This window comes from Flavobacterium sp. AED (assembly GCF_000812945.1).
In the GTDB taxonomy this organism is placed as follows: Bacteria; Bacteroidota; Bacteroidia; order Flavobacteriales; family Flavobacteriaceae; genus Flavobacterium.
Map to the genome: position 1 here is coordinate 280,402 of NZ_JSYM01000003.1, position 18,577 is coordinate 298,978.

The following is an 18,577-nucleotide window of genomic DNA, read 5'->3' on the forward strand; positions in this document are numbered from 1 at the left end:
TTATTTTTTTTGAATCCATAAATTCCCTCCCGTATTTTTATAACTTAAGGGTAAATCTCTAAATGAATCTTTATGATGTTTATGTAAATACTCTGAAAATAGTTTAATTTCAAATTTATCGTTATACATTAAAAATGCTTTTAAGATATAGTCCTCATTCCAATTAAATCCTTTAAAAACCCACTCTTTTGGATATTCAAAAGGGTAAAAAACATCATGAAAATGAATTAAAACTCCACTTTCAAGTATTGGTAAAATTTCAAATAAAATATAATTTACATCACTTCCCGTTTTAGTAACATGTGTACTATCAACAAATAAAACATCTCTGCCTTTTAGTTTTCGAAAAACATCTAACGGAATTAATTGAACATCCGTTTCGATTACTGTGGTCTGTTTCTTATCGGATTCTGTCATTAGTGAATATAATCTTTCCGGATAAGGATCTATAAATGTCAAATCAATTTGATTATTAAAAAACAACTGATTTGTATCAAGCATAACTGCTGAAGAAAACCCTGACCCAATTTCAATTATTCTTTTTGGTTCAAAGTATTTTATCATTGAATAAAGAATAATTCCATCTGTATAAGAATAATATTCGTTTTCAAAATAATACCTGACATTAGATTGTTTTTCAGATTTAAAAGGGATTTCTTCATAGAATTTTGTAAATTGCTGAATCAATTTTATTTGCTCTCCAGTTCTCAATTCAACTCCTCGAATTCCATCTTCATCAGCATTTTTCCATATTTCAAATTCTCTTTTTTTTATCTCTTCTATTGAGATTATGGGAGAATAGTAATGCCCCCCAGGATAACGACTATCTAAACTTATTTCATATAATACCTTGATATATGGCAATTTATTAATTACACTCTTTATATATTTTTTTAATGGCATTATAATATATTATTTTATTAGTTGTTAATTTAAATAAATCCGTGATTATCCGTTCCAAGCGGTATTGCTTTTAGATATTTTCGGATTTTAATATAATGTCTTTTTTCAAAGTTGAAATAATTCATTCGTGTAATAAGGTGATTGACAATTTGTAATCTCAATACTCCTTCTGAATACTAAACCGTATCAATAAAACTCTTTTCCGTTTTATTAAAAATCAACACACCCACTAAAAAAACCACTAAAGTTATCACAAACGTGTAACCCAATCCCCAAATGGAAATGTGCCCTACATTCAGCAACATATAACGGGTTGTTTCAATCACATACGCCAATGGATTGTATTGAACAAGCCAACCATAAGTAGGCAGTTTTTCTTTGATTAATGCCATAGGATACATGACTGCTGACAAATACATCAATAATTGTACACCAAAACCGATTAGATTACTAAAATCCCTGTATTTGGTTACCAAAGAAGAGATGAACATTCCTAAACCCAATCCTAAAACACCCATCATAACTACAAGCACAGGAAAAAATACAGAAGCTTCGTTTAAACTAATCCCGGCACCTTGAAAGTAATAATAAAGATAAAAGGCTATAAATATGAAAAATTGAATTCCAAGTTTTAATAAATTAGAAATCGCAATGGATAACGGAACAATAATTCTTGGAAAATAGACTTTACCAAAAATTCCTGCATTACTCCTGAAAGTATCAGAAGTTCCATTTAAACAAGCCGTAAAATAATTCCATACCGTAATCCCAGCTAAATTAAACAAAAACGGAGGCACCGTTCCCGTATCAATCCCTGCAACATTATTAAAAATAATAGTAAAAGTTACAGAAGTAAACAAAGGTTGTATCAGATACCACAGTGGTCCTAAAACAGTTTGTTTATAAACCGTCACTACATCTCTTTTTACAAAAAGCATAAGCAAATCACGGTATTGCCAAACTTCCTTAAGGTTCAGTGAGAAGAATTTATTTTTAGGTGTTATTTCAAACAGCCACGTGGTATTGGTATGTTCGGGTTGGTTCATTGGTTTATGCTAAAATCCTAATGTTAATTTTGTCATCTCAAGCGCAGTCGAAAGACTTTCACTTCTATTAACTAAACAATATCATTTCGAAGCAAATATAAATAATTTGTACTGGTATTTCCTTAAAAAGGGCATCGTATCGTATTTATTTTCTAGTAATACCTGCTACTTAATCAATGTGTAGAATCAGAACTAATATAAAAAATGAAACTTCTGGATACGCTTCGCGGCTCTAACTAACAGTATGGAGACAAAGCCCATATGATAATAAGAGTTGTTTTCCAGCGAATATACTATTCCTTGCATAAATAACAATGACAATTCATCCTCTCTCTATAATTTTATAACTGGTAGGTTTGTTTTCATTATCCCATCTTAAGATTTGTTATACATCCAAAAACTAAAAAAACACCCCTTAATTGTCTCAATCATGCTATTGGTCGAATTATTTCTTAGTTACAAACACTCTTTTCTAAATTTATCCAACCGAAATAAAACCAACATATTTTATGAAAAAAATAAATCTATCATTTATTTTGATTGCTACCGTATTGTTTTTCAATCAATTTACAACAGCACAAACTAAATACGAACTCAATACTGGCTGGTATTGCAACCCCATTAAAAAAACAACAGCAGACGGATTTGAAATTTCCAAAACATCCTATTCTTTAAAAAAATGGATGCCCGCAACGGTGCCGGGAACTGTATTAACAACCTTGCTAAATAACAAGGAAGTACCCGATCCTTTTTACGGAATGAACAACGAAAAAATAAAGGACATTTACGAAACCGGACGTGAATATTATACCTACTGGTTCTCAAAAGATTTTACCGAAACTGCCAAAAAAGACGAACAGGTTTGGCTAACATTTCGAGGTATCAATTACAGTGTAGATATCTTTATCAATGGTGCCAAAGTAAACAAAGAAACATACAAAGGGATGTATCTGCGAAAAACATTTAACATTACCAAATTTCTTAATGCCAACAGTAAAAACAGACTGGCGGTGTTAGTACATCCTGTAGATGAAGTAGGAAATCCTAATGGCGGACAAGGTGGGGACGGAACCATTGCTAAAAACGTATCATCACAATATGTGGCAGGTTGGGATTGGATACAGCCCATACGAGACAGAAATACAGGAATCTGGGACAAAGTTTTTATTGAAAAAACGGGTGCTATAAATGTAAAAAACCCACATATTATTACTTTGGTAGATGGTGTTCGTTTGCCTGAAGGGCCGCAACAACCAGCAACGCTAAAAGTGTCGGCCGAATTAGAAAACAGCGCGGCTACCGATGTAAGCGGAACAATTCAATATACGTTAGACGGAACCCTTGTTACCCAAAAAGCAATTCTTAAAGCCCTTACAACCACAGAAGTGAGCTTCCCGGATTTTATCATGAAAAACCCTAAATTATGGTGGCCAAATAGGTATGGAAAACAAGATTCCTATGCTATTGATATTAAATTTATTGCTGACGGAAAAACATTGGATAGTGAACCGGTACATTTTGGTGTACGGGAAATCCAAACCACTTGGAATACACATACGCAAAGCAGACAAATTGCAGTAAACGGACAAAAAATATTTATAAAAGGTGGAAACTGGATTATGTCTGACGCGATGTTGCGTTTATCCAAAGAACGATACGATACCGAAATTCGTTTCCACAGAGATATGAATCTGAACTTGCTTAGAATCTGGGGAGGTTCCTTAACGGAACGCCCTGAGTTCTACGAAGCCTGTGATAAATACGGTTTACTGGTCATTCAAGATTTCTGGGTTTCTGGAGATTGCAATGGTCGATGGGTAGATCCAATGAAAAAAGAAGACCAATGGACCCGAAGAAACTATCCAGAGGACCATCAATTGTTTACGGAATCTGCAGAAGATATGGTCAAAATGATACGCAACTACCCTTCTCTGGCCATTTGGTGTGGTGGCAATGAGATTACTCCTTCTGCTGACATTCTACATTCCCTTAAAAATGAAATTTTACCAAAATTAGATGGTACGCGTTGGTTTATAGACTATTCTAATTCCGATGAAATGTCATTTAACTTTAAAGGAGGTAATGGTGATGGACCTTATGGAATACAGGATATTGCCACCTTTTGGGAAGAACGCACCTGGCCGTTTAATTCCGAAATAGGCTCAGTAGGCACAGGCGATGCTGTTTCTTTGAAACGCTTTCTTCCAAAGAAAAATCAGGTGATTCCGCAAGAAATGAAAGGTACCGAAAAAGTAGAAGACGAAGCTTGGACTTATCATAAATACATAGCTTACGGGAACACCTTAAAACCATACGGAACACCAACGGATATGGATGACTTTGCCACTAAAGCACAGTTGGTAAACTACGACCAATACCGTGGATTAATGGAAGGATTCAGTGCGCATATGTGGGACTGGTATACAGGAACCATCATTTGGAAAACGCAAAACCCTTGGACAGCGCTTCGTGGTCAAATGTATGATTACTACCTGGATCCAAACGCTTGTTTATATGGTACTCGCAAAGGAAGCGAACCACTACACGCCATGTACAATCCTGTTAAAGGAGACATTATGATTGTGAACAACACTTTTGTACCTCAGCATGACGTAATGCTGCGAATTACATCTTATGACATGAAAGGAAACAGCCAGTTACTCACACAAGTTTTCACATACACAGAACCATCAAGTACACGATTGATACTGTCTCTTAAAGACAAAATAGCAGCTCTAACCGCAAAAGAAGGCCTGTTTTTATCCGTTCAGTTGCTTAACTTAAAACAAGAAATTATAAGTGATAACTTCTACTGGCTAGCAGATGAAAAAGGGAATTATAGCGGTTTACAAACCATCGCAAGCGCACCGTTACAAACTTCTGCAAAAAAAATAAGTTATAACACCATAGCGCTTACAGTAAAAAACAATGAAAAAAATACTATTTCTTTTTTCAACAGAATCTCATTGTTAGACGCTAAAACCAGCGAACGTGTATTGCCCACTTTCTATAGTGACAACTACATTTCTCTGGTTCCTGGTGAAGAGAAAAGCATTGAATTAGAATATGAAAACCTTAACAATATAGAAGCCGAAATTGAGATTAGTGGCTGGAACACTCCAATACAAACCTTAAAAATAAAGTAGTCTTATATATTCATTTACTTGATAATTTATCAGAAGGCCGGTACTTATTTGTACCGGCCTTCTCTTCTTAAAAGCAAAGTATCGTTCGGCTCCCCTTAAGGTCGGGGTAAAACGAAATTTAAACAGAAAGTCCCAATTTTCGACTCCCTTCAAGACCGGGGTAAAACGAAAATTAAACGGAAAGTTCTAAATTTTCGACTCCCTTTAGGGCTGGGGTAAAACGAAAATTAAAAAACAAATTCCCAATTTTCGACTCCCTTTAGGGCTGGGGCAAAACGAAAATTAAAAAACAAATCCCCAATTTTCGGCTCCCTTTAGGGCCGGAGTAAAACGAAAATTAAAAAACAACTTCTCAATTTTCGGCTCCCTTTAGGGCCGGAGTAAAACGAAAATTAAACGGAAAGTTCTAAATTTTCGACTCCCTTTAGGGCCGGGGTAAAACGAAAATTAAACGGAAAGTTCTAAATTTTCGACTCCCTTTAGGGCTGGGGTAAAACGAAAATTAAAAAACAACTTCTCAATTTTCGACTCCCTTTAGGGCTGGGGCAAAACGAAAATTAAAAAACAATGTTATAAAAGAAATAAATACAAGTCAACATAAGTTAAAAATGAGTAACTTTAATACACTAAAATTTAGATTTAAAATACTTATAATAAGACAATTATACTATTTACAATCAATTTAAAAACGATCATGAACAATCAAAACATAAGCCAAAAATTGATTAGCAGTCATCTTCTTTCAGGTGAAATGAAACCGGGAAGCGAAATTGGATTGAAGATTGATCATGTGCTGCAGCAAGACGCTACTGGAACCTTAATTATGCTTGAACTGGAAGCTTTTCAATTAGAAAGAACCAAAGCGGAAGTCGCTGTTCAATATGTCGATCATAATCTACTGCAGACCGATTACAAAAATATGGACGATCATCTTTTTCTTCAATCGGCTGCTGCCCGCTTTGGATATTGGTTCAGCAGACCGGGGAATGGAATCAGCCATGCCGTACACATGGAACGATTTGGCAAACCCGGTAGTACACTATTAGGTTCAGACAGCCATACTTGTGCAGGTGGTGGGATAGGAATGCTGGCCATTGGTACCGGTGGATTAGATGTGGCTCTTGCTGCTGCAGGCGAGCCTTATTTTGTAAAGATGCCAAAAATCATGGGCATTAAACTCACGGGCAAATTACCGGACTGGGTCAGTGCAAAAGATGTAATTTTAGAAATGTTAAGACGTTACGATGTAAATGGCGGACGAGGATATATTTTAGAATATTATGGTCCGGGACTGCAACACCTGAGTGCTTGGGACCGACACGTAATTGCAAACATGGGTGCCGAAATGGGTGCCACTTCTTCCATATTCCCTTCTGATGAAATCACAAAAGAGTTTCTTCGAAAAGAAGGACGGGAAGAACAATGGATGGAATTGAAAGCAGATGAAGGGGCTACTTATGATCATAATGAAGAAATTAATTTATCTGAGCTAGAACCTTTAATTGCAATTCCCAGTAGTCCGGGGAATGTAGTCCCCGTGAGAGAAGTGAGTGGCAGACCGGTAGCACAAGTGGTATTGGGTTCATCAGCCAATCCGGGACTTCGTGATTTCTGGATTGTTTCCCAAATTGTAAAAGGCCAATTTACATCTCCTGAGGTTTCCTTTGATGTCAACCCTTCCACACGTCAGATATTACAAAACTTGACCGAAATGGGGGCACTTGCTTCCTTGATTGCTGCTGGTGCCCGCGTCCATCAATCGGGCTGTATGGGTTGTATTGGCATGGGGCAGGCTCCAGCTACCAATAGCATTAGTCTCCGCACAATGCCCCGTAATTTTCCGGGGCGTTCTGGAACACTTGATGACCAAGTATACCTTTGCAGCCCGGAAACGGCAGCTGCAGCTGCTCTCACAGGAAAGATTACCGACCCAAGAGATCTTGAGAAACAATTCAATATTGGGTATCCAAAATGGAAAGAACTGGATACTATTAAAGTGAACCAGCAAATGCTGATTGCTCCCAATGGAAAATCGCTTGAATTAATTAAAGGACCTAATATAAAAACCCTTCCCGAATTTGGGGAACTTCCGGACGAATTGGAAATCCCCATTCTTTTAAAAATGGGAGATGACATTTCTACAGATGAAATACTAAAAGCGGGTGCCGATGTATTGCCATTACGCTCCAATATTCCCGAAATCAGCAAATATTCTTATTATGTGATTGACCACCACTTTTACGATCGGGCAATAGAAAACCAAAACAAGTACAAAGGCTTTTGTGTAATAGCAGGCGAAAATTACGCACAGGGATCCAGCAGAGAGCATGCAGCATTGGCTCCAAGATATTTAGGCCAGCTGTTTACGATTTCAAAATCGTATGCACGAATCGGTTGGCAAAACCTGATTAACTTTGGTATTATCCCTTTCGAATTCCAAAATAAAGATGATTTTGACAAACTGGAACAGGGGGATATAGTAAGAGTCGAAGGACTAAGATTAGCAATAAAAAACAGGAACGTTTTGATTGCGAAAGTAATTGGAAAACAAATAGAAATTCCGCTCGTTTTAAACATAAGTGACCGCCAAATTGAACTAATCTTAAAAGGAGGAGCTATAAATTACGTAAAGAATAAGAAACACTTAAAAAAATAAAAATTTATTATTTATAACCCGCTAGTTAGGATTATTCAAAACGTCAGTTCGTCCCGATGCTTCGTGATTTTGTCTAGTAAAAATGAAACAAAAATGTATCGAGAACCGTTTCAATACCAATTTTCTAATTCGCAGTACATTTTTCTGACGAAAATCATTTTCAAAAAACGAATTACGACTGGCAGGGTATTTATCGTTACAAAGCAACTTTACGATAAGAGATGATACACATCAAACGGCACAAGTGACTGTTACACTTTACGATTAAAAATCTTAAATCAAAAAACATTATCTCAGCTTGAAAGAGCGAACTGGCGAATCACGTAATTCAATTTTTTTAATCAAGAAAATTTGTCCTCTAGATGAAGGAGTGATTACACAATTAGCTCGTCAATTCTGGCAAATTCAATTCTGATCACTAAAATCTGTAAACTGAATACTAAATACGGAACACGCAATACTGATTACTTTTTTCTACCTTTGCACCATGTTTTCACTATTCAAATCAAAACCCGTACTTAAGGATCTCATTCCGGACAACCATATCGATATTCACTCGCATCTCTTGCCGGGTATTGATGATGGTGCCAGAACTTTTGAGGATACTTTAAGACTAACCAAAGCACTTCAAGGATTTGGCGTTACAGCGTTTATTACTACTCCACATATTATTCAACACGTTTGGGACAATACACACGAACAAATTCTATCAAATGCCAAAACAACGGAATCCAAACTAAAAGAACAGGAAATCACGGTTCCTTTTAAAGCGGCTGCTGAATACTTGATGGACGATCAGTTTGTGAAACTTTTTCAATCGCACGATTTATTGACGTTGAAAGACAATTATGTTTTGGTCGAAATGTCCTATATCAATGCGCCTATCCAATTGTATTCGATACTGTTTGACTTACAGGTCGCGGGATACATTCCGGTATTAGCACACCCGGAACGCTATTTATTCTACCATAACAATTTTAATGAATACATAAAACTAAAAAGAGCAGGTTGTTTATTTCAGTTAAACTTATTGGCAGTTGTAGGTTATTATGGCACTGAAATCACTAAAATAGCGGAGCAATTGCTACAAAAAGGAATGTATAATTATGTGGGTTCTGATGTACATCATGACAGCCACATTGCTTCTTTTAACCAAAAAATAAAAATAAAAGATACAGCACCACTAAAAGAAATAATTGCCAACAATCAGTTTTTCAAGTTTGAATAATTCGTTTTTTAGAAATAAAACTTCTCTAAACAGCAATTGCCTGCCCTGAGTTTTATCGAAGGGTCAGTTCGAGTGATTTTATAAAGTAGCGATAGCGTTTTTATAAAATTGTATCGAGAACCGTTGTACAAACTATACCTTCACCATTAGAATAAGTTCAAATTGAGCACTATTTTTAAACTAAAAAAAGGGTACAAAGAATAGTTCTTTGTACCCTTTTTTTGAGCAAACCGTTATGAAGGAATTATTACTTATCTAACAACTCAAATGCGGAATTCATACTTTTAAACTCCGGTACTATTTTCTTCATTTTAGATACAATAGCATCATTATCAAAGTTATTGGCAATCCCTATAAGTTCATTAATGTCAATATTTAAAGCTTCAAAATCATCTAAAATTTCTTCTGCTATCATAATTTTATCATGATGAGTAGGTAACGTTTTTGAAGTATCGTTAAGCAACTCTTCATATAATTTTTCACCTGGCCTTAATCCTACAATCTGTATTTTAATCTCTTTATCTGGTATAAATCCAGCCAACTTAATCATCTTTTTGGCCAAATCAATAATTTTAACGGGTTTTCCCATATCAAAAATGTAAATCTCTCCACCATTACCCATAGCTCCGGCTTCTAAAACCAGTTGACAAGCTTCGGGTATGGTCATAAAATACCTAATAATATCAGGGTGTGTAATCGTAACCGGACCACCATTAGCAATTTGTTTGGTAAACAAAGGCACTACGGATCCATTCGAACCTAAAACATTTCCAAAACGAGTGGTAATAAACTTCGTGGTATTTTTCGTTATGGTATTCGTATTTTTAAATTGTAACGATTGCACATATTTTTCAGCGATTCGCTTACTGGCTCCCATTACATTGCTGGGATTCACTGCTTTATCAGTGGACACCATCACAAATTTTTTCACATTATAAAAACAGGAAAGATCAGCAAGGTTTTTAGTTCCTTCTATATTGGTCAAAATGGCCTGAGAAGGATTTTCTTCCATTAAAGGCACGTGTTTATAAGCTGCGGCATGAAAAACAACTTGAGGTTGATGCAACCTAAAAACATTATTCATGGCTTCTTTATTTCTTACATCGGCAATAACGGTATAAATCGCTGAATTTGAACCTGAACTTTTCATTTCTAAACACATATGATGCAAAGGTGTTTCAGCTTGATCCAAAATAATTACGGTCTTAGGATTGAAAATCAATACCTGACGTACAATTTCACTTCCTATAGATCCTGCCGCACCGGTAATCAATATAGTCTTATCTTTTAATTGCTTAGAGATTAATTTGCTGTCCAAAACAATAGGCTTTCTTTCCAACAAATCTTCAATTTGGATACTTTTTACTTTTTGCGAAATCTCTTTTTGATTTTCCCAATCCGAAATCAAAGGCACCGTGTATACGGTATAGTTGAATTCTAAACATTGATCAACAATAATTAATTGTTCCTCTTTAGACAAACTTTTATCTGCTATAATAACAGCCTGTGCATTAACAGAACGCATCAATGGTGGCAATTTTTTCTTTTTAACCAAAATTGGCAAATCCAACATCCGTTTGGTGGCATTTTGGTTATTCTTGTCTACAAACCCAACAATTTTAAAACGGGAAGGAGTTTCAAATTTTAAAGCATTCGCAACTGATATGGCATTGGCATCAGTACCATAAATAATGGTTCGTATTAATTTATTCGTTCCTTGATCTGAAAAATAAAGTTCAAAAGTCTGTTTTATGATGACACGGTATAAAAATAGCCCACAAAAAGAGAGGACGATATTGATAAAAATAGCCGTATTTAAAAAGGCTTTCTGTCCATACAACAACTCATAAGAAAAATTAAAAAAAAGAAATATGATGAGCACCGCCATTTGCGAAAACAAAAGCTTTACCGCATCAATATACGAGGAATGCCTAATAATTCCGGAATAAGTCCTAAACAACCAAAAAAAGAAAACATTAACACCAAAAAAACCGGCTATAAACCGAAAAGTATGTGGGGTTACAATGTAATCTAATCCTGTCCCTTTGAATATTAGAATAGTAAAAAAAAACGATACAACTAAAACCGAAAAATCCATCATAACAATAATCCATCTGGGAAGATAGCTCAAGTTATGAATGCTGAATTTCAAGTTTTCTCTTGAAAAAAAATTAGAGCTTACCGACGTGGAACCAGAGTTTTTAGTAGTACTCAAAATTTATATTTTTTATAATATTATAGCTTTTCAGTTAAACAAAAATACTACTAAATAATTTGAAAAAAGAAAACTAATCAAACCAATTCAATTACAAACACAATAAAAACATAAAAATTTCACCAATCAAATTTGTAAGAATTTATATTTCATTTAGTTCTGGTCTCTTTTTACTTTTTAAATAATTTCAAAACAATCGATTTAATAGCCGCACAATCCTCTTGGGTTAGATTAGATCCTGATGGCAAACAAAGTCCCGTATTGAAGAGCGTTTCGGCAATTGTAGTGCCATAATACTGATAATTATGAAAAATTGGCTGCAGGTGCATGGGTTTCCATAAACGTCTGGATTCAATATTTTCTTCGTAAAATGCCAGTCTTAAATCCTCACTGGTAATTCCATTCGTTTCCAAAGGATTGATTAGAATGGTGCTCAACCAATAATTCGCAAAATAATTCGAATTCGGAACCGTAAAAACAGTAACCCCTTCGATATCCTTGAATAATGCAACATAAAACGCATGCATCTCCCTTCTCAAAACAATATGATTATCCAAAACTTCCATTTGCCCCCTGCCAATACCGGCACAAATATTACTCATTCTATAATTATATCCTATTTCGCTATGCTGATAATAAGGGGCATTATCTTTAGCTTGCGTAGCTAAAAAAACAGCTTTGTCTTTTAGTGCTATTGTATGGGTTACAATCGCTCCTCCTCCGGATGTCGTTATAATCTTACTCCCATTAAAAGAGAAAACTCCTATATCTCCAAAAGTACCGCACTTTTGACCTTTATAACTGCTCCCTAAAGCTTCGGCGCTGTCTTCAAGAATAGGAATCGAATATTTATCGGCAACTATTCGCACTTCATCAATTTTATAGGGAACGCCATATAAATGGACTGTTAGTATTGCTTTTGGTTTTTTTCCATTACCAATACTTGCAATAATAGCTTCTTCCAAAGCAATAGGGCATAAATTCCAGGTTTCCGGCTCACTATCAATGAAAATAGGTGTTGCTCCTTGATACAAAATAGGATTGGCTGAAGCAGCAAAAGTCATGCTTTGGCAAATGACTGTATCACCAGCCTGAACGCCTAATAGTATTAATCCCAAATGAATGGCAGCAGTCCCTGAATTTAAAGCAGCAACATGACCAGAACCCAAATAAGTTTCTAAATCACTTTCAAAATTAGCTATATGAGTCCCAACGGGAGCAATCCAATTAGAATCAAAGGCTTCTTGTATGTAACGTTGCTCACTGCCCCCCATATGAGGTGATGAAAGCCAAATTCTATTTTTACGCATCTTCTAAAAATTAAAAAAACACAGAAATTATAGTAATACTACCCGTTGGGGGAGTCTAATTAGTTTTTGAGGATAATTTTAGTCAGTTCTATTTTATAAATTAGCGCTATCGTTTTTATAAAACTGTATAGAGAAGCGTTTTCTCCCAATATTTCTCGATACAATTTTATGACAATCACTAACTAAGAATTTTTCAGAACCATTTTACGAATGATACGCTTTCGAACAAAGAGATAAATAAGAGCCAGCATCAATAAAAACGCACCCGTAAAAAACAAAGTGAGATAACCCTTAATATTCATATAAACAACGAATGCATTGATTACCAATTGAAATCCTGCATAAATAAAGGCTACCAAAATATGGGAATATCCCATTTCATTGGCTAAATATTGATACAAATGAGAGCGGTGCGGTTGAAAAATATTTTCTTTCTGAAGTAATCTATTAATGATAGTAATAATGGCATCAATACCATAAACACAAAAGAATAAAATATACCCTAATTGCCCCGAATCAATAATGGTTTTTATCATGAAATAGCCTAAAAACAATGCCATACTGATACTACCCACATCACCCGCAAAAGTTTTAGCTTTTTTTCGAACATTAAAGAATCCAAAAGCAACACAAGACAATCCCATCGTAATTAATAATGGCAAACTGGTTTCGTTAGTCGGTAAAAAAGAAAAACTGACTATAGCCGTTAATGCATACAAAACGGTGATACCATTAATACCGTCCATAAAATTAAAGGCATTAACCCAACCAATCAGTAATACAAATACAATAGGAAGCAGCCACAATGCTTCTGAAAATAAGTGCAAGTCATAAAAAACCAACCCAACCGCAATTATATGTGAAACAAATCGAGGTAACTGAGACAAAGGTTTAATATCGTCAATAAAACTAACTACTGCAACTAATCCCACAGCAAGTGTTACAGCCCAAGAAACGTATCCCAAGAAAAAAGCAATACTGATCGCTATTGGAAAAATAATGCCTCCACCTCTTAAAGTAACAGAAGTATGGGATGATCTGCTATTAGGCTTATCGATGATATTGTATTTATCCGCAATTTTAAAATAAAAAAGCTCAATACCAATCAATAAGATAATTAACGCTATATATATCATGTTTTAAATGCTATGTAATAATCTTAAACTTATACGTATTTTCTGAACACTGATTACTGAACACTGCCATCTGCAATTCTTACAACTTATGCTTCAACAATCCTAAAAGATACTCCCCATAACCCGATTTTTTCAAAGGTTCAGCCAGATCTTTCAATTGTTGCTCGGTAATAAAACCTTGTCTCCAGGCAATTTCTTCGATGCAACCCACTTTCAACCCTTGACGTTCTTCAATAACTTGAACAAATTGTCCGGCTTGCATTAAGCTGTTAAAAGTTCCGGTATCCAGCCAAGCAGTTCCTCTGCTTAAAATGCCCACTTTCAAAGCTCCTTTTTCTAAATATACTTTATTCACATCGGTAATTTCATATTCACCTCGGGCACTTGGCTTGATATTTTTGGCAATCGCTACAACTGAATTATCGTAAAAATACAACCCGGGTACGGCATAATTCGATTTAGGTTCCAATGGTTTTTCTTCTATGGAAAGTGCTTTAAAATTAGTATCAAATTCAACAACACCATAACGTTCAGGATCTGAAACATGATAAGCAAAAACAACCCCTCCTTCTGGATTGGTATTAGACTGCAACAACTCATCCATATTGGATCCAAAGAAAATATTATCCCCCAAGACCAGTGCGACACTGTCTTTTCCGATAAATTCCTCCCCTATAACAAAAGCTTGTGCTAATCCGTTAGGGATAGCCTGTTCCGCATAACTGAATTTACAGCCAATAGAAGAGCCATCACCTAATAATTTCTTGAAATTAGGCAAATCATGCGGGGTGGAAATAATTAATATTTCATTTATACCTGCCATCATCAAAGTGGATAACGGATAATAAATCATAGGTTTATCATAAACTGGCATCATTTGCTTACTCATAGCAAGCGTTAAGGGATGCAAACGGGTTCCGGAACCTCCGGCTAATATAATTCCTTTCATATATTGACTTTTTTTGACCCCTAAGACTATACATCGCAAAGGGTATGCTTTTTTATACTAAAAAATCTTTTGATTTTTGACTTATACTTCACATAAACGAAATAATGAAACCTAATTACAGAACACTGCCTTCTGAAAACTGATTACTAATTATACTGTTTTTCGTAATACGTAGCATATTCCCCGGAAGTGATATTATTCAGCCAGGTTTGGTTTTCCAAATACCAAGTTACAGTTCTTTCCAGTCCTTGCTCAAAAGTAACCGAAGGCTTCCATCCCAACTCCTTATTTATCTTAGTGGCATCAATAGCATAGCGCAAATCATGTCCGGGACGATCTTTTACATAAGCAATTAATTGCTCTGATGTTCCAACAGCTCTTCCTAATTTCTCATCCATTATCTTGCAAAGCAATTTAACCAAATCGATATTTTGCCATTCATTAAAACCCCCAATATTATACGTATCATGGTTTTTCCCTTCATGAAAAACCAGATCAATGGCAACGGCATGATCTTCTACAAAAAGCCAATCACGAGTGTATTTCCCATCGCCATAAACAGGCAAAGGTTTGTTTTGAATGATGTTATTGATAAATAAAGGAATCAATTTTTCAGGAAAATGAAATGGTCCATAATTATTGGAACAATTGGTCAGTACATAAGGTAAACCATATGTTTCACCATACGCTCTGACAAAATGATCCGAACTGGCTTTAGAAGCTGAATACGGAGAATTAGGATCATAAGCAGTCGTCTCGGTAAATAATCCTTCGGCACCTAAACTACCATAAACCTCATCGGTACTAATGTGGTAAAAACGTTTCCCATCATAATTTCCTTGCCAAGTAGCCTTTGCTGCATTCAACAAATTCATGGTTCCAATAACATTTGTTTTTACAAAAGATAATGGATCCGCGATAGAACGATCCACATGAGATTCAGCAGCTAGATGCAAAACACCATCAAATTGATGTTCAGCAAATAAATCATCGATAAATGAGGCATCAACGATATCTCCTTTTATAAAAGTATAATTAGGTGATTTTTCTATATCAACAATATTTTCGAGATTCCCTGCATAAGTCAGCGCATCCAAATTAAAAATTTGATACTGTGGATATTTGTTAACGAAAAGTCGTAGTACGTGAGACCCAATAAAACCGGCACCACCTGTGATTAATATTTTTTTCATTTTATCATATATTTTTACATTCGATTTATTTTATTTAGTAAAAAACTTCCCGAAATTCATTTTTTATCTACCCCAAAATCCTGAAGGTCTCAAAAAATAAATTACAAAAGACACTTATCTTATATAAAATAGAAGTTCTGGATTTTCGGCTCCCTTTAGAGGCGGGATAAACTGAAAATTGTATGTTCCTCTTTTAATTTCATCCTTTAAAAGCGAGATAAATCGGAAATTATATCATTTAGACATTCTTTCAAACTTTCGGTATAATCTGGAATAGTAATCCCATAAGCTTTTTTAATTTTACTTTTATCCAATAAAGAATAGGCAGGACGCTTCGCAGGCGTAGGATAAGCTGATGAAGGAATACCACTCACGTCACAAGTATAACCGCCAATTTCCTGAATAGCCAAAACAAATTCATACCAGCTGATTTCACCTTCATTCGAATAGTTATAAATTCCCGGAATCCACTCTTTGGCGGTTACGATGGTCATCATAGCTTGAGCTAAATCGGCAGCATACGTAGGGGATCCAATCTGGTCATTGACTACACTAATGCTATCGCGCTCTTGTAACAATCGCTGCATGGTTTTTACAAAATTGTTTCCAAATCTACTGTAAACCCATGAAGTTCTAATTATAATAGCATCTGAATTTGCTTTTAAACAAGCTACCTCACCCGCCCTTTTACTGGCGCCATAAACATTAACAGGTTCCGTTAAAGCCTCTTCTGTCAATGCAACAGATGAGTTACCGTCAAAAACATAATCCGTTGAAATATGAATTAGTTTTACGGAATGATCTTTAGCATACTGGGCAATAATCCCAACAGCCAAATGATTAATAACACCCGCTAATTCTTGTTCGGTTTCTGCTTTATCAACAGCAGTATAAGCGCCACAATTCAAAATTACATTTGGAGAAATTGCCACCAACTGGTTTTGCAACACCTCTAAATTATCCAGTGAAACTTGGGTTCTATCCGCAAATATCCATTCAAATTGCGAATAAGTACGAGACAACACTTTCAGTTCTGAACCCAACTGTCCGGTAGCTCCTGTTACTAATATTTTTTTCATTTAATTTTTAATCTTTTCAATTTTCACTCCTCACTATTAACTCCTCTCCTTAGTCTCGAGACAAATTTATGTTCTGAATTTTTGGCTCCCTTTAGGGATGGGGCTAAACGAAAATTTTAAACCCAAAACCCAATTAAAACTCCCAGTCTATTTCATCAAACCCCGGCAATATCAAATCTTTTTCAGAAACAATTACTTCATCAGGATTCACTTGCCAATCAATGGCTAAAGTAGGATCATCGTAACGAATCCCTCTTTCGCTTTCTTTATGATACAATTGATCTACTTTATAAAGTACCGAAGCTGTTTCACTCAAAACCGAAAAACCATGTGCAAATCCGTGAGGTACCATTAATTGTTTTTTATTTTCGGCACTTAAAACGATACTGAAATGCTGCCCATAAGTAGCAGAGTTTTTGCGTAAATCTACCGCTACATCAAGAATTTCTCCTTCCAAGACCCGCACCAATTTAGCTTGCGCAAAAGGATTAATTTGCAAATGCAATCCGCGAATCACCCCACGTTTAGAGAAAGACTGATTGTCTTGTATAAATTGATATTCAATTCCATTTTCATGAAATTGAGCTTGATTGTAGGCTTCAAAAAAATACCCTCTTGAGTCTTCAAAAACTCTGGGAGTTACGATTACTAAATCCTGTATAAATGTTTTTTCAATGTGCATAATATAATTTTATTAAAAACCATCCCTTAATTTATAAATTGGATAGCATATAGATTGCATTTTTTATTAATGTTTTTAATTTTATTTTTTTTCAACAAGAAATAACTCTCAAAAAAGTGACTTACTTCTAGCATAAAAATCATTTATTTCTTTTAGCGGAATCAATAGCTTTAATTGTTTTTTTATTAATCAAAGTTCTTTTTTTGTCAAAAAACCATCCCCACTTATTATAATAGTAGAAAGCGGAAGTAAAGTACATTTTCAAATTTGCCACTGTCAAAAACGATTTAAATAAATGATCATGATAAACAATTTGATTTGGATAAAATAAAGTTTTAAAACCAGCATCATAACATCTTCTGGTGATATCTAAATCTTCCATATGCATAAAAATATTTTCATCAAATCCATTTATTTGTTCTAAAACTTCGGTTCTAAAAACCATAAAACAACCAGATAAATAAGGGACTTCCATAATAGTATCATATCCACTAAACCGCAATTCAAATCGATCTGAAATATTTTTCTTTAAGCTCTTTAATGGGAGAAAACGTCTGGCAAAAAAAACATAAGGGCTGGGAATTAATTTTGCTAAGTATTGAATCTTACCATCCGGATAAAGAACTTTAGGCATCACTAAACCAATATTTTCATCACCGTTCATAAAAGAGATAATATCCTCTATAACACCTTTGGCATAATAAATATCAGGGTTTAAAATCAAATGATACTTCGTCTGCCCAGAATACTTTCTTATGGCTATGTTATGCGTCGAACCATACCCGGGATTGGATGGATTATGAATATACTCTACTCTGGAATCTTTTTTTATGTCGATTAAATCATCATTAGGGGAATTATCAATTAATACCAACCTCACTTTTAGATCCGTATTAAGAAAACTGTTAATGGCATCTAAAAGTTGCTTTCTGTCATTTTTATAAATTACTAAACTACAAACTATATCGTACATCTTATTTTGCTAAAATTTTATGAAATAACTTAGACCAGTTATACAAGACACCCCTTTACTT

13 protein-coding genes are annotated in these 18,577 nt (G+C 35.0%); 3 read left to right on the top strand and 10 right to left on the bottom strand.

Annotated features, from left to right (window positions below):
• Both OA85_RS12785 and OA85_RS12790 read right to left on the bottom strand, forming a co-directional pair.
• A complete protein-coding gene (locus OA85_RS12785; RefSeq protein ID WP_039110164.1) occupies positions 1-903 on the bottom strand; it encodes a class I SAM-dependent methyltransferase in 903 nt (300 codons plus the stop codon).
• A gap of 176 nt (positions 904-1,079) precedes the next feature.
• Positions 1,080-1,949, bottom strand: coding sequence for an ABC transporter permease (locus tag OA85_RS12790; RefSeq protein WP_039110165.1), 870 nt, complete (start codon positions 1,947-1,949; stop codon positions 1,080-1,082).
• A 509-nt stretch (positions 1,950-2,458) separates the two neighbouring features.
• Between OA85_RS12790 and OA85_RS12795 the strand changes: the two genes are divergently transcribed.
• The 3 genes from OA85_RS12795 (at position 2,459) to OA85_RS12805 (ending at position 8,979) form a co-directional block, all read left to right on the top strand.
• Positions 2,459-5,095, top strand: a complete 2,637-nt coding sequence (locus OA85_RS12795; protein ID WP_039110166.1) for a glycoside hydrolase family 2 TIM barrel-domain containing protein — start codon at positions 2,459-2,461, stop codon at positions 5,093-5,095.
• 694 nt (positions 5,096-5,789) lie between these two features.
• Positions 5,790-7,751, top strand: coding sequence for an aconitate hydratase (locus OA85_RS12800; RefSeq protein WP_039110167.1), 1,962 nt, complete (start codon positions 5,790-5,792; stop codon positions 7,749-7,751).
• A gap of 487 nt (positions 7,752-8,238) precedes the next feature.
• Entirely contained in the window at positions 8,239-8,979 is a 741-nt protein-coding gene (locus OA85_RS12805; protein ID WP_039110168.1) for a tyrosine-protein phosphatase, read from the top strand.
• Positions 8,980-9,226: 247 nt separating this feature from the next.
• Here the strand turns inward: OA85_RS12805 and OA85_RS12810 are convergent, their stop codons facing one another.
• The 8 genes from OA85_RS12810 to OA85_RS12845 form a co-directional block, all read right to left on the bottom strand.
• Complete coding sequence (locus tag OA85_RS12810) at positions 9,227-11,194, bottom strand: nucleoside-diphosphate sugar epimerase/dehydratase (RefSeq protein WP_039110169.1); 1,968 nt, start codon at positions 11,192-11,194, stop codon at positions 9,227-9,229.
• 170 nt (positions 11,195-11,364) lie between these two features.
• Positions 11,365-12,504: a DegT/DnrJ/EryC1/StrS aminotransferase family protein gene (locus tag OA85_RS12815; protein ID WP_082014169.1), complete on the bottom strand. Its 1,140-nt coding sequence runs from the start codon at positions 12,502-12,504 to the stop codon at positions 11,365-11,367.
• 182 nt (positions 12,505-12,686) lie between these two features.
• The gene (locus OA85_RS12820) at positions 12,687-13,640 is read right to left on the bottom strand and encodes a UDP-GlcNAc--UDP-phosphate GlcNAc-1-phosphate transferase (protein WP_039110171.1); all 954 of its coding nucleotides are present in this window, start codon (positions 13,638-13,640) and stop codon (positions 12,687-12,689) included.
• 79 nt (positions 13,641-13,719) lie between these two features.
• A complete protein-coding gene (gene rfbA / locus OA85_RS12825; RefSeq protein ID WP_039110172.1) occupies positions 13,720-14,589 on the bottom strand; it encodes a glucose-1-phosphate thymidylyltransferase RfbA in 870 nt (289 codons plus the stop codon).
• 146 nt (positions 14,590-14,735) lie between these two features.
• Complete coding sequence (gene rfbB / locus OA85_RS12830; protein ID WP_039110173.1) at positions 14,736-15,782, bottom strand: dTDP-glucose 4,6-dehydratase; 1,047 nt, start codon at positions 15,780-15,782, stop codon at positions 14,736-14,738.
• 206 nt (positions 15,783-15,988) lie between these two features.
• Positions 15,989-16,861, bottom strand: a complete 873-nt coding sequence (gene rfbD, locus OA85_RS12835; RefSeq protein WP_039110174.1) for a dTDP-4-dehydrorhamnose reductase — start codon at positions 16,859-16,861, stop codon at positions 15,989-15,991.
• Between the two features lie 133 nt (positions 16,862-16,994).
• Positions 16,995-17,543: a dTDP-4-dehydrorhamnose 3,5-epimerase gene (rfbC, locus tag OA85_RS12840; protein WP_039110175.1), complete on the bottom strand. Its 549-nt coding sequence runs from the start codon at positions 17,541-17,543 to the stop codon at positions 16,995-16,997.
• A gap of 139 nt (positions 17,544-17,682) precedes the next feature.
• Positions 17,683-18,516 carry a glycosyltransferase family 2 protein gene (locus tag OA85_RS12845; RefSeq protein WP_039110176.1) on the bottom strand — a complete coding sequence of 278 codons (834 nt, stop codon included), beginning with the start codon at positions 18,514-18,516 and terminating at the stop codon, positions 17,683-17,685.
• Positions 18,517-18,577: the final 61 nt, after the last annotated feature.